Raw genomic sequence first — 18,675 nt, forward strand, 5'->3', positions numbered from 1 at the left:
CCCTCGGGCTACACCCCGCCCTCCGGTTACGGCCCGCCGCCGGGCGGGGTACCGCCCGCCCCGCCGAGGGAGCGGTAACCGGTCCCGACATGGTGGCCGGCCGGTGACCTCCGCGTCACCGGCCGGCCATCGGCATTCGCGGAGGGTGGTCGCGACCCTGACGGCCGATTCGTACCCGTCTGCCGGGGCGATCCGGCCGCCCCGGTTGGGTACCGTCACGAGCCCTGCGCCAGGATGGGCGAACACGCAGGTACACCCGAGGAGCCCACGATCGCCAGAAAGCCTCAACCCGAGGGCGGCCAGGCACCGGTCGTCCAGCGCGTCCGCATCCGGTACGCCAAGCGCGGGCCGCTGCGATTCACCTCGCACCGGGACTTCGCCCGGGCGTTCGAGCGCGCGCTACGCCGGGCCGCCGTGCCGGTCGCCTTCTCCCAGGGTTTCCACCCGCACCCGAAGATCTCCTACGCCAGCGCCGCCCCGACCGGGGTGGCGAGTGAGGCGGAGTACCTGGAAATCGCCCTTCAGGCGGCCGTCGACCCGGAGGCGTTGCGTGCCGCGTTGGACGCCGCGCTCTCGCCGGGGCTGGACGTCCTGGACGCCGTGATCGCCGAAGGGGGCAACCTGCCGGACCGGATCGAGGCGTCGCACTGGCACATCGAGTTGCCTGAGGTCGACACGGCGGTGCTGCGCGCAGCGGTGGACGCCTTCGTCGCGGCCGAGGAGGTGCTGGTCGAGCGGATGACCAAGCAGGGTCGACGCACTTTCGACGCCCGAGCCGCCGTGATGTCGATCGATGTCCAACTGCCTACGCCGACGCCTTCCGGGGCGCCGGCCGTACCGTGTGCGATACTCGAACTGGTCGTGCGGCAGGTCACCCCGTCCGTACGGCCCGATGACGTCCTTTCCGGCCTCCGCGTGGTGGCCGACCTGGAGCCGCCGGTTTCGCCGAGGGTGACCCGGCTGGCTCAGGGCACGTTGACCGCGCAGGGTGCGATCGTGGATCCGTTGGATGCGGACCGCGACGGGGCAGCCATCGTTGGGCACTGACCGACGGTCGGTGTTCTGGCAGGCAGACTTCGGCGGTCGCGCACCACGCGCGCCCGGCGGAAACACTTTTGCGGCGACCCTGCGTGGCAGCGCTCACCCGCGCCCGGGCTAGCCAGAACTGGAGAACGTCCATGCTCGAGAACGAGCCCGAGGGCGGCGAACGGACCGGTTCACAGCCGGCCGGTGAGACCGCCGACCAGAGCACCACGGCCGACGGCGCCGCCGTCGACACCTCCACCACGGCCGTCGGTTCGGCCTCGGTGGAACCGGCCGGCGCGGAGAGCGCTCCCGCTGAGGCCGCCGAACCGGCCGCGCCGGTGCGGCGCACCCGGGCGACCCGTCGTCGGGCCGCTCCGCTCAACCAGCCGGAGCAGACCGACGCCCCGATCGAGGCGCCCACCGGTGGCTCCGGCAACGTCGAGTCGCCGCAGGCGGAGGTCTTCGCCCCGGTCTCCGGCGACCTGGACGTCGCACCGAAGACTCCCCGGCGCCGCCGCAAGGCCACCCCCGTCGAGACGACCGCTGAGGAGCCGCTGGTCGCCGCCTCTGCGGAGGAGGCCTCGGCCGAGGTGGTACCGCCGGTCAAGGTGACCCGTACCCGGCGCAAGAAGGCCACACCGGCGGCCGTCGAGGAGCCGCCCGCCACCGAGCAGCCGGTCGCCGCCGACGAGTCGCCCGCGGTCGAGGAGCCGGTCGTCGAGGAGCCGGATCTCACCGAGGAGCCGGCGGAGTCCGACCTGCGCGAGGCCGAGGCCGAGCTGAACGACTCCCCGGCTCTGCCGGGCACGTCCGCCGCCGATCTGGCCTGGAGCAGCGGCGCGCAGGACCGCTCCGGCGAGGTGCCACCGGGTGTGGCCGTCTCCGGTGTGACAGCTGAGCCGGCCGAGATCGAGCCGGAGCAGCCGCGTACCCGTCGTCGGCGCGCCGCGCTCTCCGCGCCCACCGTGCTGTTCATGGCACCCCAGCCGGACGCCGTGCCGGTGACCCGACCGGTGGAGCCCGCCGCGGCGACCGAGGAGCCGGCCGTCGAGGAGGCCGCCGAGCCGTCCCGCCGCCGTCGGCGCGGTCGCCGCGAGGTCGAGCCGGTGGAGCCGATCGAGGCCGTCGAGGCCGAAGAGGAGCCGACCGAGGAGGCCGACGAGGCCGCCGAGGCGGATGAGGACGACGAGGACAGCGCCGCCGCGCGCCGCCGCCGCCGGCGTGGTCGCCGGGGCCGGGGCCGGGGCAAGGGCGGGGCCGACGACGCCGAGGACGAGGAGTCCGAGGAGGCGGCGCAGGCCGACGAGGAAGAGACCGCTGAGGCAGAGGCCGAGGCCGACGAGGACGAGGAGTCCGAGGGCGGGGACGGTCTGACCCGTCGTCGCCGTCGCCGTCGCCGTCGTGGCGCCGGTGACACCGAGGGTGCGCCGGACGACGGCGTGCCGACCGTGGTGAAGATCCGCGAGCCGCGCCGGACCGTCGACGAGGTGCAGGGTGTGTCCGGCTCGACCCGGCTGGAGGCCAAGCGCCAGCGCCGCCGGGACGGTCGGGAGCAGCGCCGTACCCGCCCGCCGATCCTCAGCGAGTCGGAGTTCCTGGCGCGCCGGGAGGCCGTCGACCGGGTGATGGCGGTCCGCCAGCGCGGTGACCGCACCCAGATCGCCGTTCTGGAGGACGGCGTGCTGGTCGAGCACTACGTCACCCGCAACTCCTCCGGAACGATGGCCGGCAACGTGTACCTCGGCAAGGTGCAGAACGTGCTGCCGAGCATGGAGGCCGCGTTCGTCGACGTCGGTCGGGGCCGCAACGCCGTGCTGTACGCCGGTGAGGTCAACTGGGACACCTCCGGGCTGGAGGGACGGGCCCGCTCGATCGAGCAGGCGCTGCGCTCCGGCGACTCGGTGCTGGTCCAGGTCACCAAGGACCCGATCGGGCACAAGGGCGCACGGCTGACCAGCCACATCGCGCTCTCGGGCCGGCACCTGGTCTACGTCCCCAACGGCAATGCCTCCGGGATCAGCCGCAAGCTGCCGGACAACGAGCGCAAGCGGCTGCGGGACGTGCTCAAGAAGCTGGTCCCGGACGGCGCGGGCGTGATCGTCCGGACGGCCGCCGAGGGCGCCACCGAGGACGAGCTGGCCCGCGACGTCAAGCGGCTCCAGGCGCAGTGGGAGGACATCCAGGCCAAGGCCGCCGAGGGTGGCGCTCCGGTGCTGCTCTACGGCGAGCCCGACCTGGTCATCCGGGTGGTCCGGGACCTGTTCAACGAGGACTTCCGCGAGCTGGTGATCGAGGGCGAGCAGTCGTACGACATGGTCGAGTCGTACCTGTCGCACGTCTCCCCGGACCTGGTCGACCGGGTGCGCCGACACGTCGGCACGAGCGACGTCTTCGCCGAGTACCGGATCGACGAGCAGATCATCAAGGGCCTGGACCGCAAGGTCTTCCTGCCCTCCGGCGGCTCGCTGGTGATCGACCGCACCGAGGCGATGACGGTCGTCGACGTCAACACCGGCAAGTACACCGGCTCCGGGGGCAACCTGGAGGAGACCGTCACCCGCAACAACCTGGAGGCGGCGGAGGAGATCGTCCGTCAGCTCCGCCTGCGGGACATCGGCGGCATCGTGGTGATCGACTTCATCGACATGGTGCTGGAGTCGAACCGTGAGCTGGTGCTGCGCCGGCTCACCGAGTGCCTGGGCCGGGACCGCACCAAGCACCAGGTCACCGAGATCACGTCGCTCGGCCTGGTGCAGATGACCCGTAAGCGGATCGGCGCGGGCCTGCTGGAGGCGTTCAGCGAGACCTGCGAGTGCTGCAAGGGCCGGGGCGTCATCATCCACACCGAGCCGGTGCCGGAGAAGCCGCGTCCCGCCGGTGCGGGGGAGAAGGTCAAGGCGGTCGCCTCGGCGGTGGCTCCCGCTCCGGCGGCCGAGCAGCCTGCCACCTCGTCCCGCCGCCGGGCGCGCAAGAACGCCCCGGCCGCGGCCGAGCGGACCGCGGTCGAGGTCGTCGACACCGACACCAGGGCCGAGCCGGACGCCGACTACCAGGACACCATGGGCTACGACCTGTCCCGCTACGAGTCGGACACCGCCGCCGCGCCGGCGATCTCCGACGCTCAGCAGGGCGAGTCGGCTCGTCTGGCCGCGGCGGACGATCCGGACGCGCTCGCTGACGGTGAGGGCGACGAGGAGACCACCGAGGGTGGTGGCGGCCGTCGCCGGTCGCGTCGCGGTGGCGCCCGTCGACGGACCCGCCCCTGAGCGCCTGACCGGCCACGTGTTTGACGAGGTCCCTCTCCCGGCAAAGTGACGGGGAGGGACCTCGTCGTTGCGGCCATCCGGCCTTCGATCGGCCGTCCCAGGTCAGGAGAAGAAGATGCGCCGTCTGCTCGCGGTCACCGCGCTGCTCACCATGCTCTCCGGGGCGGCCGGCTGCTCGACCGGTGGGACCGGCGAGGGCGCTGGTTCGGCGGCCGCGGGCACCCCTCCCGGCCCGACCGGCATGCCGGCCAGCAGCGGTGTGGCGAGCGGCGACGCCACCCAGGTCTGCGCCACCGCGCAGGAGGCCGGCACCACTGCCGTCCGGACGTACGTGGCGGAGCTGGGCCAGATGCTCGCAGCGGTGGGTGCCGGGGACAGCCGCACGGCCGAGGCCGCCCGGGGACGGGCCGAGGCGGCGCTGGCGAACTGGCGGACCGTGCTGCGGGAGCAGTCGGAGCGGACCGACGATCCGCAGCTCAAGACGCTGCTCACCGACCTCGGCACCGAGGTTTCCGCGCTCGGTGCCGACGTCGAGTCGATCGACGAGACCGAACTCGACCGGCTCCAGCAGCGCCTCGACCAGCTCTGCACGCGCTGACCAGGGCGGGCCGGTTTGGGGTCCGGGCCAGCAATGGCGTACTCTTGCCTGCGGCCCACCTTTGGTGTGCCGAGTTCCCGTGTGCCCGCGCCGCCGTGCACTGCTACCCGGCGAGCCGCTGCGGGAACGACCGCCAGCAGCCTCAACGACAGGGAGTCCGCCTCCGATGTACGCGATCGTCAAGACCGGCGGCAAGCAGTACAAGGTCGCCGAGGGCGACGTGATCGAGGTCGAGAAGCTCACCGGTGCCCCCGGTGACGCGGTGAAGCTCACCGCGGTGCTCCTCGTCGACGGTGACGACCTGGTGACCGACGCGGCGAAGCTTGCCGAGGTCGCGGTGTCCGGCGAAATCGCCGCGCACACCAAGGGCCCGAAGATCCGGATCCACAAGTTCAAGAACAAGACTGGCTACCACAAGCGCCAGGGTCACCGCCAGCCGTTGACCCAGGTCAAGGTGACCGGCATCTCCAGCGGGAAGTAGGTCGTCCTCCAATGGCTCACAAAAAGGGTGCGTCCAGCTCGCGTAACGGTCGTGACTCCGCGGCCCAGCGACTCGGCGTGAAGCGCTTCGGTGGTCAGGTCGTCAGCGCCGGTGAGATCATCATCCGGCAGCGTGGCACCAAGTTCCACCCCGGTGACCTGGTCGGCCGTGGCGGCGACGACACGCTGTTCGCGCTGTCCGCCGGTTCGGTCCTGTTCGGCACCAAGCGCGGTCGCAAGACCGTCAGCATCGTTCCGCAGCAGTAGTTCTCTTCGCTCAAGCGGGCCGCGGACCTCCGGGTCCCGGCCCGCTTAGCCTTTTCCGAAGTGCGAGGTCGAGCCTCGCTGGAAGGATTGACGCCGTGGCAACGTTCGTTGACCGGGTCGTTCTGCATCTGCAGGCCGGCGATGGCGGGCACGGTTGTGCCTCGATCCACCGCGAGAAGTTCAAGCCCTTCGGTGGGCCCGACGGCGGCAACGGTGGGCACGGGGGCAGCGTGTCCCTGGTGGTCGACCCGCAGGTGACCACGCTGCTCGACTTCCACTTCCACCCGCACGTCAAGGCCGACAACGGCAAGGGCGGTGCCGGCTCGAACCGGGACGGGGCCAACGGCCACAACCTGGTGCTGAAGGTGCCCAACGGCACAGTGGTGCAGACCTCCGACGGCACCGTGCTGGCCGACATGGTCGGCGCCGGTACGACCTTCGAGGTCGCCCGCGGCGGGCGCGGCGGGCGGGGCAACGCCTCGCTGGCCAACGCCAAGCGCAAGGCGCCCGGCTTCGCCGAGCTGGGGGAGCCCGGCGACCAACTGGACATCGTGCTGGAGCTGAAGAGCGTCGCCGATGTGGGCCTGGTGGGCTTCCCGTCCGCTGGCAAGTCGTCGCTGATCTCGGTGATTTCCGCCGCGAAGCCGAAGATCGCCGACTACCCGTTCACCACCCTGGTGCCCAACCTCGGCGTGGTCCGGATGGACAACCACACCTTCACCGTCGCGGACGTGCCGGGCCTGATCCCCGGCGCGGCCACCGGTAAGGGCCTGGGCCTGGAGTTCCTGCGGCACATCGAGCGCTGCGCCGTGCTGGTGCACGTCATCGACTCGGCGACCCTGGAGCCCGGCCGTGACCCGGTGGCCGACATCGACGCCATCGAGGCCGAGCTGAGCCAGTACGGCGGCCTGACCGACCGCCCGCGGCTGGTCGCCATCAACAAGATCGACGTGCCGGACGGCCGCGACCTCGCCGAGATCGTGCGACCCGACCTGGAGGAGCGCGGTTACCAGGTGTTCGAGGTCTCCGCGGCCACCCGGGAGGGGCTCAAGGAGCTGACCTACGCGATGGCCGAGCTGGTCGACGCAGAGCGCAAGGCCGCTCCGCCCGCCGAGCCGACCCGGATCGTGATCCGCCCGATCGCCGTGGACGACGACGGTTTCACCATCACTGCCGAGACGGACGGCTCGTTCACGGTGCGCGGTGTCCGGCCCGAACGCTGGGTCAAGCAGACCAACTTCGACAACGACGAGGCGGTCGGCTACCTGGCTGACCGGCTGGCCCGGCTCGGGGTGGAGGACAAGCTGGCCAAGGCCGGCGCGCAGCCCGGTGATCTGGTCCGGATCGGCGCGCGCGAGTTCGACTGGCAGCCGACGCTCTTCGCCGGTGTGGACTTCGTACCCGGCAACCGGGGCACCGACGTTCGCCTGGAGGAGAAGTCGAACCGGGCCTCTGCCGCGGATCGGCTCGCCGCCCGAAAGGCTCGCCGGGTGCGCTCGGCCGACGAGGTGGGCGCGGACGCGTCCGACGACAACATCGACGACGAGGACGACGCCGAGTAGTTCGTTGCGCTCCGTGGTGGGGTTGTTTTCCGGAAACCTCCCCGAAATCCACGCGTCCTAGCGTGGGGTGATGCTGATCGAGTCCCGGCCTGCCACCGATCCGGAGATCGCCGCCATGGTCATCGCGCAGCAGCGTGAGCTGCGCGAGGCCGATGGTGGGTTGGACGGGCAGGTCTTCGTCCCCCATGACGACGTCCGCTACCTGGCGGTGGTGGTGAACGGTCGGGCGGTCGCCTGCGGTGGGTTACAGGCGCTCGATGCCGAGACCGGCGAGGTCAAGCGGATGTACGTTCGGCCCGCGTACCGGGGTCGGGGAATCGGTCGCCAGTTGCTCGCCGCGCTGGAGGAGTGCGCGTTCCGGCAGGGGCACTCGGTGGTCTGCCTGGAGACGGGCACCTACCTGCCGGCCGCTGTCGCCCTGTACACCGCGTGTGGCTACCAGCAGGTCCCGGTCTACGGCGAGTACGTGGGCAACCCGTACAGCGTCTGTTTCGCCAAGCGGTTGCCGGTCGCGGCCTGACGGCCGCGTCACCGCTGCCGCGTCGCGGCAGGCCGCCGACGCGTACCGGCCAGGGTGACTGCGGGGTTGCCCGGCGCTCGTCGTCCTCCGATCGGTCGGTCTGGTCAATCGGCTTCGACTCGGCCGAGCCCCGCTGCACCAGGTACGCGGTGAGCAGCACGTACCCGCCCATCTGGAGCCCCGAAAGCCCAGGTCAGTGCCGTTCGGCGGGGTTGTCCAGACGTCCGCCGGTGCCGGCCTGGTTCGACAGCAGCAGCCCGAGCGCGAGCATCCCGAAGCCGAGCGCGAGGTGCAGCCAGTTGTCGGCGTCGTTGACCGGCAGGATGTTCGCCCCACCCTCCGGGTTGACCGCCTCGATGGCCAGGCCGTACAGCCAGAGAGCGAGGTAGATCGCGCCACCGGCGGCCAGGAACACGCGGGCGCCGGCGACGCTGCGGGCCAGCGCCAGGCCGACCAGCCCGAAGAGCAGGTGCACCACGTTGTGCAGGATCGACACCTGGAACAGCCCGAGCAGGTGGGCGTCCGAGTGGTGCCCGGCGAACCGCAGCTCGCCGTAGTCGGTGGTGATGCCGGGGATGAAGCCGAGGACGCCGATCAGCAGGAAGACCCCGGCCACGGCCAGTGCGGCCTGTTGGACCCGGGGTCGGGGGCCGGCCGCTCGGCCGCCTCGTGCGTCTCGTGCCATCGCTGCCCCCTCCGTGGATCTGCCGGCCTCGCGAACCTCACTGTCCGCAGCGGCGACGTTACGCAGCCCGACGATCCTCCATTTTGAAGACCAACCAGTGGGCCGCGCAGATAAATGCACGAAGAGGTATGGAAGCCGAAACGGAGGGTAGGTGAATGGTCAGCGGCGGCGGCAACGCGCCGCTCCCCCCCAGCACAACCTCGACAACTTCCTGAGCGGAAGGGAAATCATGACTTACGATCTTTCACCTACGTCCTCCACCTACGGGCAGGAGTCGACCAACGGCGGCGGCGCCCGTGACCAGGCGCGCCAGGTTGGTTCTGAGGCTGCACAGGCTGGCGGCGCGGTCGCTCAGACCGCCAAGGAGCAGGGCACCGAGGTTGGCCGCGAGGCGGCCCGGCAGGCCCGCAACCTGTACGGCGAGGCCCGCACCCAGCTCGCCAGCCAGACCGGTGAGCAGCAGCGCCGCGCCGCCGGTGGGCTGCGTTCGCTGGCCGACGAGATGCGCTCGATGGCCGAGAACGGTGGCCAGACCGGCCCGGTGAGTGAGCTGGCCCGCCAGGCCGCCGACCGGGTGCACGGCGTCGCCGGCTGGCTCGAGGAGCGCGAGCCCGGCGACCTGATCACCGAGGTACGCGACTACGCGCGTCGTAACCCGGGCACCTTCCTGGTCGGCGCGGCGGTCCTCGGCGTACTGGCCGGCCGGCTGACCCGGGGCATCTCCGCCGGTGGCGACGACTCTGGCAACGGATCCTCGGCCTACCGCGGCGCCGGGGCGTACGACCCGGAGCAGACCGCCGTGATCCCGACGCAGCCGCCGGCGCCCCGCACGGTGCCGGACGCCACCCCGGCGGGCGGCTACCTCGACCCGACCCCCGGTACGCACACCCCGCCGACGTCCGGTGGCTACGCCGACCAGACGTCCAGTGGCTACGCCGACCCGGCGCCCGGCGGCTACGCCGAGCCTGGCCGGGGCGACACCCCGGAATACTCCGGCACCGGTCAGCCGCTGCCGCCGGTGACCCAGACCGACCCGCTGCCGGGCGTGCCGTCCAGCGGCAGCCCGCGCCCGTGAACCATCGAGTCATCCGAAGGGAGGCGACGGCATGAGCATGCCGACGCAGGGGTCCGGACTGGACTCCGGTTACCACCCCGACGCGGGTGCCCCGCACACTGCGGCGGAGGTGAAGGGCAGCTCGCTGGGTGACCTGATGCGTCAGGTCACCACCGACCTGTCGACGCTGATGCGTCAGGAGGTCGAGCTGGCCAAGGCTGAGATCCGCCAGGAGGGCAAGAAGGCCGGCAAGGCCGCGGGCCTCTTCGGCGGTGCCGGCTTCGGCGGCTACATGGTGGCCCTCTTCGTGTCCATCGCCGTCTGGCAGTTCCTGGACAACGTCATGGACTCCGGACTGGCCGCGCTGATCGTGGCCGTGATCTGGGCCGTGGTCGCCGCGGTGCTCTATTCGAAGGCCAAGAAGAACGCCCAGCACGTACGCGGGCTCAAGCAGACCAACGACAGCGTGCAGCGGATCCCCGACGCGCTCAAGCCGCACCCGGAGGGAGTCACCCGATGAGCACCGATCCCGATCAGATCCGCCGGGAGATCGAAGCAACCCGTAACAGCCTCAGCTCCGATGTGGATGCGCTGGCGTACAAGGTGAGCCCCAGCCGCATCGTCGACGACCGTAAGCAGCGGGCCCGCTCCGCTCTGCAGAATGTGAGGGACAAGGTCATGGGAACCGCGTCTGACCTCGGCCACGGCACCGGCCAGGCCGCCCATTCGGTGGGTGACCGCGCCTCGTCGGCGGCCTCCAGCGTCAGCGACGCCGCACACTCGGCGGCGACCACTGTCAGCGACGCCGCGCACAGCGCCCCGCGGGTGATCCGGCAGAAGTCCCAGGGCAACCCGCTCGCCGCCGGTCTGGTCGCGTTCGGGGTCGGCTGGCTGGCCTCGTCGCTGATCCCGGCCTCCCGCCGCGAGCAGCAGGCCGCCACCCAGGTGAAGGCCAAGGTCAGCGAGCACAGTGGGGCCGTGAAGGAGAAGCTGAGCGAGGTGGCCAGCGAGCTGCGCGAGCCGGCCCAGCAGGCCGCCGAGTCGGTGAAGTCCACCGCTCAGGACGCCGTGCACGCGGTCAAGGACGACACGAAGTCCGCCGCGCACCACGTCAAGGACCAGGCCACCCCCTGACCCCACCCCGCAGAACCAACGCGACAGCTCGCGGCCGCCCTCGGGTGCCCGCGAGCTGTCGCGTTGAAGGGGGGCCGACCTTACTTTGCTCTGCACCCGCCCACGCGCCAGTTGCGGACCGTGCGTGGTGCGCGGGCGGGTGCAGAGCGGTTTCGGCTGGCGTTCTGTGGGTCTACGGGCAGTCTCGCCGCGACCGGACGTGCAAGATCGCGCGGATCCGTGGGTTGCGCGGGGCGGGGTTGGCGGCTCGGCGGATTCGGGTGTCGCCGTAGCGGACGCCGCCCAGCACGAGGCGTTCGGCCACCGCGAGCCAGCCGCACACACCGCGTTCCAGCAGCCAGAGCGGGGCCGCCAGTGCCGTGGCCGGCGGGAACACCCGGGTGCCGCCGGCGCGGCGGCGACCCGTCTCGGCCAGGGCGACGACACCGGCCGCCGCGCCGAGCAGCAGCCTGGGGCGGCGCGACGCGACCGCCGCCGCCAGCGCCGGCAGCACCGCGAGCGCGGTCAGCAGGCGAGCCGGCTGAGCCAGATCGTCGTACGCCTGACGAACCCGTTGACCACGGAAATGCGCGGCGTCCGGAGGCAGTCGGCGGACGTACAGCCAGGCTGGGGTGGCCTCGGTGCCGCCGTGGGCGCGCACCGTGCGGATCAGCTCCAGGTTCTCGAAGAGCACGTTCGGGTCGTACCCGCCCATGGCGAGGAAGGTGCTGCGCCGCACGGCAAGGGTGCCCGGGTAGTCCGCCCCGAGCGCCCGGTTGAGCAGCGTGCGGCCGGTGTCCCACCAGGCGTGCCAGGGCAGCGGGTCGAAGTAGTTCTGCGGTCGTACCAGGTCGACCCGGCCCAGTAGCCGGTGCGCCGCGGTCAGCGCGGACTCCTCGTACCGGACGTCGTCGTCGGCGATCACCACGTGCTCGTGGCCGGCCGCGCGGACGCCGGTGTGTACGCCCAGCACCTTGCCGTTGAGCCCACGCTCACTCGGATCCGGTGGGAGGTGCCGGACCAACCCCCGCCACGCCTGGGCGTGCCGGGCGAAGAGGGGCGGAGGGGAGCCGTCGACCACGAGCACCTCCACCCGGTGACCGAGCCAGCGCAGGTAGTCGGTCAGCTCGGCCAGGCCGGTGTCGGTGTGCCAGCGCAGCGGGAGCACGTAGGTCATCGGTAGGCGGACCGGCGACCTGCCGCCGCCCTCGTGCTCGACCTCCCACCGGCGGGTGGCGCGCCGGGCGTCTCCAGTAGGGCTGAACGAGGACATGGCAACTCCGGGGCGGACAGCGTCGCGGTCGGTGTTGAGCAGCATCTGCCCGCATTTCCGTCGATCAAACAGCAGGTCGTTTCGACTGCCGGACCCCGGGTAGCGCTGCCCTCAAGAGCTGTCCATGCCCGGTTGTCCGGGTGGAGGAGATAGACGTGATGACCAACAACGGAACCAGGTGGGCCCTGCTCGGCGTCACCGCGGCGACGGCGGTCGGCGTGGGGCGGGCGGTGGCCCGCCGTCGACATCGGCATCAGCCGGAGCGACAGGACGGTTGGTACGTGGTGCGTCGCGGGGTGACCGTGGACCGGTCCCGGGACGAGGTGATCGGCTTCTGGACAGACCGCGAACGGCTGGACCGCGCGCTGGCCGGGTGGGCCACGGTGCAGCAGCTCGACGAGCGGCGTTGGCGGTGCGTGGCCCGCGACCGGGCCGGCGGTGAGACGCAGTGGCGGGCCGAGATCACCGTCGAGGGGACGGGCACCCTGCTGTGGCGGGTCGAGGACGGGTCGGTGCCGCAGCTGGGGCGGATCGAGCTGGCCGAAGCCCCCCAGGGCCGGGGCACGGAGATCCGGGCCGAGTTGCGCTACCGCTCCGGTCCGCTGCGGCGGTTGGCTGGCCTGGTCGGGGGCGACGAGCCGGACCTGACGCTGCGGGACGCGCTGCGGCGGGTGAAGTCGCTGATCGAGTGCGGCCAGGTGGTGGACACCCGGGATGACCCGTCCGGCCGGAGCCCTGGCCAGGAGAACGCGACCGACAAGGTTCGGGAGAGGTTGATGACGGGAGGACGGGCGTGAGGGCGCTCTGCTGGGAAGGCGTCGGCAAGTTGGCGGTCCGGGACGTGCCGGAGCCCCAGATCCGCGCCGAGGGGGACATCATCGTCCGGGTCCGCGCCAGCAGCGTCTGCGGCTCCGACCTGCACCTGATCAACGGATACCTGCCGGCGATGCGGGAGGGGGACATCCTCGGCCACGAGTTCATGGGCGAGGTGGTGGAGACCGGGCCCGGTGTACGGCGGCACCGGGTCGGCGACCGGGTGGTGGTGGGGTCGGTGGTCGCCTGCGGTGGCTGTTGGTACTGCCGGACCGAGCAGTACTCGCTCTGCGGCAACTCCAATCCGCAACCGGTGTCCACCGAGAAGCTGTGGGGGCACTCGCCGGCCGGCATCCTCGGCTACTCGCACGCCGCCGGCGGCTACTCGGGATCACACGCCGAGTACATCCGCGTGCCGTTCGGCGACATCGGGGCCTTCGCCGTACCCGACGGGGTGCCGGACGACTCGGTGGTGTTCGCCTCCGACGCGATGCCCACCGGGTGGATGGCGGCGGACTTCTGCGGGCTCACCGGCGGCGAGGTGGTGGCCGTCTGGGGTGCCGGTGGAGTCGGTCAGATGGCGGCCCGTTCGGCTCAACTCCTGGGCGCCGAGCGGGTCATCATGATCGACCGATTCCCGGACCGGCTCAGGACCGCCACCGAACGGATCGGGGTCGAGACGATCAATTACGCGGACACCGACGTGCTGGAGGCGCTGCGTGAGTTGACCGCCGGGCGCGGGCCGGACGCCTGCATCGAGGCCGTCGGCATGGAGTCGCACGACGTCGGACCGACCTACGCGTACGACCGGGTGAAGCAGGCGGCGCGGTTGCAGACCGACCGCCCGACCTCGGTTCGCCAGGCGATCATGGCGTGCCGCAAGGGCGGCACGGTGAGCATCGTCGGTGTGTACGCCGGCCTGGTCGACAAGTTTCCGCTCGGCGCGGCCATGAACAAGGCCCTGGTGCTGCGGATGGGGCAGATGCACGCGCAGCGCTACATCCCGATGCTGCTCGACCGGCTCGCCGCCGGCGAGATCGACCCCGGTTATCTGGCCACCCACCCGCTCTCCCTGGAGCAGGGCGCCCAGGGGTACGAGCTGTTCGAGAAGAAGGAGGACGGCTGTCTGCGCAGCGTTCTGCATCCCTGACAGCTGGGGTACCCGCCTCGCCGGTCGCTGCGATCGGCGGGGCGGGTCAGCCGGCGCGGCGGACGTTGGTGATTGTCAGCCCGAGGGGCGGCAGCGCGGGCATCCGGTGCAGATCCAGGGCCAGGTCCTGGACGGGTACGTCGTAGCGCATGGTGGTGACGAGGTTGGTGACCGCCCGCTTCATCAGGTCAATGGTGATCCACTCGCCGGCGCAGCGGTGCCCGGCCCAGTGGTCGCCGCCGCCCTGCGGGATCAGCTCGAACGGGTCCACCCGGCGGCCGGCGAACCGCTCCGGGCGAAACAGCTCCGGTTGCGGCCAGAGCGTCGGGTGGTGGTTGGTCCCGTAGAGGTCGAGCAGCACCCGTCGGCCGCGCGGAAAGTGGTGGCCCTGCCAGTCGAAGGATCGCCGGACCCGGGCCGCCGCGATCGGAAAGAACGGGTAGTAGCGGCGTACTTCCTGGACGAAGTGCTCGGTGGCCTCGTCGTCGTCACGGACCCGTTCCCGCCAGGCGGGATGGTCGCGCAGGGCGAGCGCGGCGAAGGTCATGTACTGGTCGACGGCGACCACCGGGCGCAGCACGTTGAGCAGCTCCACCGCCGCGATCCGCCGGGGGAGGAGGTTGCCGCGCGCGTCCCGGTGTTCGGCGATCACGGCGAGGGCGCTACCGGCCGGCGCCGGCGCGAAACCGACCCGGGTCCGTTCGATGAGGTCGGCGAGCCGGCGTTCGGCGCGGTACCGGGCCAGCCGTCCCCTCCAGTGCCGGGGTCCCAGCACGGCGGGAGCCTCGATCATGGCGTGCAGCTCGACGGCGCGGCGCTCGACCTGCGACGCGGGCAGCGGCACCCCGGCCCAGGCGTAGACCACCCGGGTCAGCATTCGGCCCAGCTCGTCGTAGAGCGACACCGGGCCGGCGCCCTCCCAGGCGGCGACCCGGGTCCGCCACTCGTCGTCGAAGAGCTGACCGAGCCGCTGGATCGCCGCCGGTGTCATGATCGACATGAACATGGCCTTGCGGTCAAAGTGCTCCGGCCCGTCCAGCCCCTGCACCCCGCCCCGCCCGGTCAGGGTTCGCTGCACCCGCAGTGGCATCGCCGTGGCGCGTTCGAAGCGGTCGTTGTCGTAGAACAGCTCCGCCGCCGGCCGGCCGCGCAGGCAGATGGTCGGGGCGAGCAGGATTCGGGTCTTGAAGACATCGCTGCCGTACCGCTCGCAGCGTTCGCCGACGAACCGGTAACCGGCGCGGAGCAGCGCGAGGGTGCTGTCCGGGCTGCGGTCGGCCGGCATGGTCGCCATCGGGTCTCCTCACGCGCAGGTGCGGCTGGTCGCCGTTTGCCGGTGCGCTTACCCCCGTCCACGCCGCTGAACCCCCGCCCGGCTGGCCCCTCCCAGGGGCGGCGGAACCTGGTTTGCTGCTGGTGGGACGAGCACGGGGAGGGCGGAATGCGCGACAACAGATCACCGCACTGGCGGCAGCGGCGAGCGGCCGGGGCACTCGGCGGGGGCCGCGACGGGCGGTCACTGATCGGTCCGCCGCGGCGGCCCACCCGCCCGCACCGGTTCTTCACCGTGCACCTGGGCTTCACCGCGCCCGGCCCGGCCGAGGCCCGCGAGCTGGCCGTGGCGTACGCGGAGGCGCTGAGCCTGCTCCGCTCGGAGGTGGCACTCGGTGCGGCGGCCCTGTCACCGGCGGACGCCTGGCAGCGGGCCGAGCGGCTGTTCTGCGGCGCGGTCGGCCCGGACGGCGAACGCTGCGTCGACGTGGCCGACCATCCGGGCTTCCACCACGCCCCGGGCCCGGGTGGCCTCGGCTGGGGCGACGGCGACGGCCCCGGCGATGGTTGACCACCAGCCCCGGGTGGCCGATCCGGGAGTGCGCCGGCCGACCCGCCAGCGTGGCCGTGCCGGTCCCGACCACGGGCACCGGCACGGCGATCCACCACCGACGGGTCGGCGGGCACGGTCAGTCCAGGTCGAACTCGCCGTCCTGCGCGCCGGCCACGAAGGCGTCCCACTCGGCCTGGGTGAAGACCAGCACCGGCCCGTTCGGCTCCGCCGAGTTGCGCATCCCGATCAGGTCGTCGACGAAGGCGACCTCGACGGCGCTGTCGGATGTGTCCCCCTCGGCTCGCTGCCAGACCGCCCGAGAGAGGTCGAAGTCGCCCTTGGGGTGCTGCGCCATGGTTCTTTCCTCCAGTGCCGAGGGTCGTGTGGTGACCGAGTGCCGATCCCCATCGGGCAGGATAAGCGGATGCCGAGCCTGACCCGTGTAGAGGCGACCGCGCGTGGCGCGGCGATTACCGTCGAGTCCTATCAGGTGGACCTCGACCTGACCGGTGACGGCGACGTGTTCCGCTCCCGCGTCCAGATCCGGTTCCGGGCCACCGCCGGCGCCGCGACCTTCGTCGAGGTCAGGCCCGTCGCACTGCGCGGTGTACGCCTCAACGACCGCGACCTGGACCCCGGCCTGCTCACCGACAACCGGCTGCCGCTCGACGACCTGGCCGAGGAGAACACCCTCGTCGTCGAGGCCGAGATGGCGTACTCCAAGACGGGGGAGGGGATGCACCGCTTCGTCGACCCGGCCGACGGCGAGACCTACCTCTACGCCGAGTCCTTCCTCGACAACGCGCCGCGCATCTTCGCCGCCTTCGACCAACCCGACCTCAAGGCCCCGGTCACCCTCTCGGTCACCGCGCCGCACCAGTGGATCGTCGCCGGCAACGCCGAGCTGGCGGCCAACCCGGCCCCCGGGCGCTGGGAGTTCGCCCCGAGCGCGCCCCTGGCCACGTACTTCTTCTCGCTGATCGCCGGGCCGTACCACGTCCGGCGGGCCGAGCACGACGGCATACCGCTGGGCATCTACTGCCGCCGGTCGCTCGCCGACCACCTGGACGCCGACGCCGAGGAGATCTTCACCATCACCCGGCAGTGCCTGGACCGGTTCCACCAGCTCTTCACCGAACGCTACCCGTTCGGCAAGTACGACCAGGCGTTCGTGCCCGAGTTCAACGGCGGCGCGATGGAGAACCCGGGCCTGGTCACCTTCCGCGACGACTACGTGTTCCGTTCAGCGGTCACCGACACCCAGCGCGAGCAGCGGGCCGGCACCATCGCCCACGAGATGGCCCACATGTGGTTCGGTGACCTGGTCACTATGCGCTGGTGGGACGACCTGTGGTTGAACGAGTCCTTCGCCGAGTACCTCGGCACCCGGGTCACCGCCGAGGCGACCCGCTTCGATCAGGCCTGGACCACCTTCGCCATGCGGCGCAAGGCCTGGGGTTACGCCGCCGACCAGCGGCCCTCCACCCACCCGATCGCTCCGCAGGAGGTCGTCGACGCCGAGGCGGGCCTGCTCAACTTCGACGGCATCTCGTACGCCAAGGGCGCCAGCGTGCTGCGTCAGCTGGTCGCGTGGCTCGGCGACGAGGCGTTCCTCGCCGGCCTGAACGCGCACTTCGCAGCACACCGTTTCGGCAACGCCACCCTCGCCGACCTGCTGGCCAGCCTCTCCGCCAGCAGCGGGCGGGACCTGTCCGACTGGGCCGAGCTGTGGTTGCGCCGCCCGCAGGTCAACACGCTGCGTGCCGAGGTCGCCGTCGACGCGGACGGTCGCTACACCGAGGTGGCAGTGGTGCAGACCGCGCCCGAGTCGTACCCGGTGCTGCGCCCACACCGGATCGGCGTGGGCCGCTACTCGATGGACGGCACCGGGCGGCGCGACGAGGTGGACATCGACCCGAACGCCGACGGAGGCCGCACCGTGCTCGGTGCGCTGACCGGCGAGCCGGCGGCCCGGTTGCTGCTGCTCAACGACGGTGACCTCACCTTCGCGAAGGTACGCCTCGACCCGGCGTCGGCGGACGCCGTTCCGCAGGTGCTGCCCGGCCTGACCGACCCACTGGCCCGAGCGGTGCTCTGGCGCGAGGCACTGGACGCGGTGACGGACGGCGAGCGGCCGGTCACCGGTCTGGTCGACCTGATGGCCGCCGCGCTGCCCACCGAGACCGAGGTGATCATCGCGGAGGACGTGCTGACACTCAGCCGGTCCCTGGTCGACCGCTACCTCGACCCGCTGACCCGCACCGCGGCGCTGGCCAGGGTCGCGAGGGCGTGCCAGCGGCTGCTCGACGGCGCGCCGGCCGGTGAGTCGTTGCAGCTCGCCGCCGCACGGGGTTGGATCGCTGCGACCACCGACGCTGATCTGCTCGTCGGTTGGCTCGCCGGCCGGAACGTGCCGGCCGGCCTGAAGGTCGATGCGGAGCTGCGCTGGGCGGTGCTGCGTCGCCTGGTGGTGCTCGGCGCCGCCGGCGAGTCGGAGATCGCCATCGAGGCCGCCGCCGACAACAGCTCCACGGGCGCGGAACGGGCCGCCCACTGCCGGGCCGCCCTGCCCGACCCGGTGACGAAGCAGGCGACCTGGGAGATCATCCTGCGGGACACCGAGCTGTCCGGTCGGCTGCTCGAGGCGATCACCGAGGGGTTCTGGCAGCCCGAGCAGGCCGACCTGACCGCTGCGTACGTCGATCGGTACTTCGCGGAGATGCCGGCCGCCGCGCACCGGCGTACCCCCTGGACGGCCGACCGGGTGGCAGCCCTGGCGTTCCCCCGCTACGCCGTGGCGCAGCCCACCCGGGAGGCGGCCGCAGCGCTGCTGGCCCGCGAGGACCTGACCCCCGGCCTGCGCCGGGTGGTGACCGACGCCGACGACGATCTGCGTCGCGCGCTGGTCGCCCGGACGGCGGTGGCCGCCGCCTCGGCCTGACCGCAGAGCAGCGCGGCCTGACACCGTGGGGTGCCCCGCGCGGGCTGGCCCGGCGTGGGCTGGCCGGCGTGGGCTGGCCGGCGTGGGCTGGCCGGCGTGGGC

18 protein-coding genes and 1 pseudogene are annotated in these 18,675 nt (G+C 72.1%); 14 read left to right on the forward strand and 5 right to left on the reverse strand.

Translation table 11 applies throughout. The features are described from left to right. Window positions 1-234: 234 nt before the first annotated feature. The 7 genes from DLJ58_RS18890 to DLJ58_RS18920 all read left to right on the forward strand — a co-directional run bounded on the left by DLJ58_RS18890 (window position 235) and on the right by DLJ58_RS18920 (window position 7,719). Window positions 235-1,047 (forward strand): TIGR03936 family radical SAM-associated protein, encoded by an 813-nt coding sequence (locus DLJ58_RS18890; RefSeq protein WP_279635892.1) that lies wholly within the window; start codon window positions 235-237, stop codon window positions 1,045-1,047. A 131-nt stretch (window positions 1,048-1,178) separates the two neighbouring features. After that, window positions 1,179-4,292 carry an Rne/Rng family ribonuclease gene (locus DLJ58_RS18895; protein WP_124858226.1) on the forward strand — a complete coding sequence of 1,038 codons (3,114 nt, stop codon included), beginning with the start codon at window positions 1,179-1,181 and terminating at the stop codon, window positions 4,290-4,292. 115 nt (window positions 4,293-4,407) lie between these two features. After that, window positions 4,408-4,890: a hypothetical protein gene (locus DLJ58_RS18900; RefSeq protein WP_124858228.1), complete on the forward strand. Its 483-nt coding sequence runs from the start codon at window positions 4,408-4,410 to the stop codon at window positions 4,888-4,890. Window positions 4,891-5,056: 166 nt separating this feature from the next. Then, complete coding sequence (gene rplU / locus DLJ58_RS18905; RefSeq protein WP_007464063.1) at window positions 5,057-5,371, forward strand: 50S ribosomal protein L21; 315 nt, start codon at window positions 5,057-5,059, stop codon at window positions 5,369-5,371. Between the two features lie 11 nt (window positions 5,372-5,382). Next, window positions 5,383-5,637 (forward strand): 50S ribosomal protein L27, encoded by a 255-nt coding sequence (gene rpmA / locus DLJ58_RS18910; protein WP_030491740.1) that lies wholly within the window; start codon window positions 5,383-5,385, stop codon window positions 5,635-5,637. Window positions 5,638-5,732: 95 nt separating this feature from the next. Beyond that, window positions 5,733-7,199, forward strand: coding sequence for a GTPase ObgE (obgE, locus tag DLJ58_RS18915; protein WP_124858230.1), 1,467 nt, complete (start codon window positions 5,733-5,735; stop codon window positions 7,197-7,199). 70 nt (window positions 7,200-7,269) lie between these two features. Further along, window positions 7,270-7,719, forward strand: coding sequence for a GNAT family N-acetyltransferase (locus DLJ58_RS18920; RefSeq protein WP_124858232.1), 450 nt, complete (start codon window positions 7,270-7,272; stop codon window positions 7,717-7,719). A 37-nt stretch (window positions 7,720-7,756) separates the two neighbouring features. On the opposite strand, the pseudogene DLJ58_RS35050 reads toward DLJ58_RS18920, so the two are convergent. Next, window positions 7,757-7,891, reverse strand: a pseudogene (locus DLJ58_RS35050) (DUF6766 family protein); the annotation flags it as partial. Between the two features lie 21 nt (window positions 7,892-7,912). Then, window positions 7,913-8,404, reverse strand: coding sequence for a DUF4383 domain-containing protein (locus tag DLJ58_RS18925; protein ID WP_124858234.1), 492 nt, complete (start codon window positions 8,402-8,404; stop codon window positions 7,913-7,915). Window positions 8,405-8,633: 229 nt separating this feature from the next. Between DLJ58_RS18925 and DLJ58_RS18930 the strand changes: the two genes are divergently transcribed. From DLJ58_RS18930 to DLJ58_RS18940, 3 genes are read left to right on the forward strand one after another with little or no spacing between them, the layout of a single operon-like run. Then, the gene (locus DLJ58_RS18930; protein ID WP_124858236.1) at window positions 8,634-9,479 is read left to right on the forward strand and encodes a hypothetical protein; all 846 of its coding nucleotides are present in this window, start codon (window positions 8,634-8,636) and stop codon (window positions 9,477-9,479) included. 31 nt (window positions 9,480-9,510) lie between these two features. Further along, window positions 9,511-9,978 carry a phage holin family protein gene (locus tag DLJ58_RS18935; protein ID WP_124858238.1) on the forward strand — a complete coding sequence of 156 codons (468 nt, stop codon included), beginning with the start codon at window positions 9,511-9,513 and terminating at the stop codon, window positions 9,976-9,978. Beyond that, window positions 9,975-10,592: a DUF3618 domain-containing protein gene (locus tag DLJ58_RS18940; protein WP_124858240.1), complete on the forward strand. Its 618-nt coding sequence runs from the start codon at window positions 9,975-9,977 to the stop codon at window positions 10,590-10,592. The genes DLJ58_RS18935 and DLJ58_RS18940 overlap by 4 nt, the downstream gene beginning before the upstream one ends. A 172-nt stretch (window positions 10,593-10,764) precedes the next feature. Here DLJ58_RS18940 and DLJ58_RS18945 read toward each other — a convergent pair whose 3' ends face one another. Beyond that, on the reverse strand, window positions 10,765-11,889 hold the full coding sequence (locus DLJ58_RS18945; RefSeq protein WP_244219021.1) for a glycosyltransferase family 2 protein: 1,125 nt from the start codon (window positions 11,887-11,889) through the stop codon (window positions 10,765-10,767). Between the two features lie 113 nt (window positions 11,890-12,002). Here DLJ58_RS18945 and DLJ58_RS18950 point away from each other — a divergent pair, with 113 nt between their 5' ends. Together DLJ58_RS18950 and DLJ58_RS18955 are read left to right on the forward strand one after the other, a co-directional pair. Beyond that, window positions 12,003-12,641: an SRPBCC family protein gene (locus DLJ58_RS18950; protein ID WP_124858242.1), complete on the forward strand. Its 639-nt coding sequence runs from the start codon at window positions 12,003-12,005 to the stop codon at window positions 12,639-12,641. Then, on the forward strand, window positions 12,638-13,807 hold the full coding sequence (locus DLJ58_RS18955) for a zinc-dependent alcohol dehydrogenase (RefSeq protein WP_124858244.1): 1,170 nt from the start codon (window positions 12,638-12,640) through the stop codon (window positions 13,805-13,807). The genes DLJ58_RS18950 and DLJ58_RS18955 overlap by 4 nt, the downstream gene beginning before the upstream one ends. Before the next feature lie 46 nt (window positions 13,808-13,853). Here the strand turns inward: DLJ58_RS18955 and DLJ58_RS18960 are convergent, their stop codons facing one another. Next, the gene (locus tag DLJ58_RS18960) at window positions 13,854-15,101 is read right to left on the reverse strand and encodes a cytochrome P450 (RefSeq protein WP_124858246.1); all 1,248 of its coding nucleotides are present in this window, start codon (window positions 15,099-15,101) and stop codon (window positions 13,854-13,856) included. Window positions 15,102-15,248: 147 nt separating this feature from the next. On the opposite strand from DLJ58_RS18960, the gene DLJ58_RS18965 reads away from it, so the two are divergent. Then, window positions 15,249-15,650: a hypothetical protein gene (locus DLJ58_RS18965; protein ID WP_112620973.1), complete on the forward strand. Its 402-nt coding sequence runs from the start codon at window positions 15,249-15,251 to the stop codon at window positions 15,648-15,650. A gap of 118 nt (window positions 15,651-15,768) precedes the next feature. Here the strand turns inward: DLJ58_RS18965 and DLJ58_RS18970 are convergent, their stop codons facing one another. Further along, window positions 15,769-15,987: a DUF397 domain-containing protein gene (locus DLJ58_RS18970; RefSeq protein WP_124817462.1), complete on the reverse strand. Its 219-nt coding sequence runs from the start codon at window positions 15,985-15,987 to the stop codon at window positions 15,769-15,771. Window positions 15,988-16,056: 69 nt separating this feature from the next. Between DLJ58_RS18970 and pepN the strand changes: the two genes are divergently transcribed. Then, window positions 16,057-18,573 carry an aminopeptidase N gene (gene pepN, locus DLJ58_RS18975; protein WP_124858248.1) on the forward strand — a complete coding sequence of 839 codons (2,517 nt, stop codon included), beginning with the start codon at window positions 16,057-16,059 and terminating at the stop codon, window positions 18,571-18,573. Window positions 18,574-18,675: the final 102 nt, after the last annotated feature.

This window comes from Micromonospora arida (assembly GCF_003857035.1).
In the GTDB taxonomy this organism is placed as follows: Bacteria; Actinomycetota; Actinomycetes; order Mycobacteriales; family Micromonosporaceae; genus Micromonospora; species Micromonospora arida.

What these genes read in the sequence shown, in the direction of transcription:
- DLJ58_RS18965 (WP_112620973.1), top strand. Translation starts at nt 15,249, where the DNA reads ATGCGCGACAACAGATCACCGCACTGGCGGCAGCGGCGAGCGGCCGGG.
- DLJ58_RS18925 (WP_124858234.1), bottom strand. Translation starts at nt 8,404, where the DNA reads ATGGCACGAGACGCACGAGGCGGCCGAGCGGCCGGCCCCCGACCCCGG.
- DLJ58_RS18945 (WP_244219021.1), bottom strand. Translation starts at nt 11,889, where the DNA reads ATGCTGCTCAACACCGACCGCGACGCTGTCCGCCCCGGAGTTGCCATG.
- DLJ58_RS18920 (WP_124858232.1), top strand. Translation starts at nt 7,270, where the DNA reads ATGCTGATCGAGTCCCGGCCTGCCACCGATCCGGAGATCGCCGCCATG.
- DLJ58_RS18895 (WP_124858226.1), top strand. Translation starts at nt 1,179, where the DNA reads ATGCTCGAGAACGAGCCCGAGGGCGGCGAACGGACCGGTTCACAGCCG.
- pepN (WP_124858248.1), top strand. Translation starts at nt 16,057, where the DNA reads ATGCCGAGCCTGACCCGTGTAGAGGCGACCGCGCGTGGCGCGGCGATT.
- rplU (WP_007464063.1), top strand. Translation starts at nt 5,057, where the DNA reads ATGTACGCGATCGTCAAGACCGGCGGCAAGCAGTACAAGGTCGCCGAG.
- rpmA (WP_030491740.1), top strand. Translation starts at nt 5,383, where the DNA reads ATGGCTCACAAAAAGGGTGCGTCCAGCTCGCGTAACGGTCGTGACTCC.
- DLJ58_RS18935 (WP_124858238.1), top strand. Translation starts at nt 9,511, where the DNA reads ATGAGCATGCCGACGCAGGGGTCCGGACTGGACTCCGGTTACCACCCC.
- DLJ58_RS18960 (WP_124858246.1), bottom strand. Translation starts at nt 15,101, where the DNA reads ATGGCGACCATGCCGGCCGACCGCAGCCCGGACAGCACCCTCGCGCTG.
- DLJ58_RS18950 (WP_124858242.1), top strand. Translation starts at nt 12,003, where the DNA reads ATGACCAACAACGGAACCAGGTGGGCCCTGCTCGGCGTCACCGCGGCG.
- DLJ58_RS18900 (WP_124858228.1), top strand. Translation starts at nt 4,408, where the DNA reads ATGCGCCGTCTGCTCGCGGTCACCGCGCTGCTCACCATGCTCTCCGGG.
- DLJ58_RS18930 (WP_124858236.1), top strand. Translation starts at nt 8,634, where the DNA reads ATGACTTACGATCTTTCACCTACGTCCTCCACCTACGGGCAGGAGTCG.
- DLJ58_RS18970 (WP_124817462.1), bottom strand. Translation starts at nt 15,987, where the DNA reads ATGGCGCAGCACCCCAAGGGCGACTTCGACCTCTCTCGGGCGGTCTGG.
- DLJ58_RS18940 (WP_124858240.1), top strand. Translation starts at nt 9,975, where the DNA reads ATGAGCACCGATCCCGATCAGATCCGCCGGGAGATCGAAGCAACCCGT.
- DLJ58_RS18890 (WP_279635892.1), top strand. Translation starts at nt 235, where the DNA reads ATGGGCGAACACGCAGGTACACCCGAGGAGCCCACGATCGCCAGAAAG.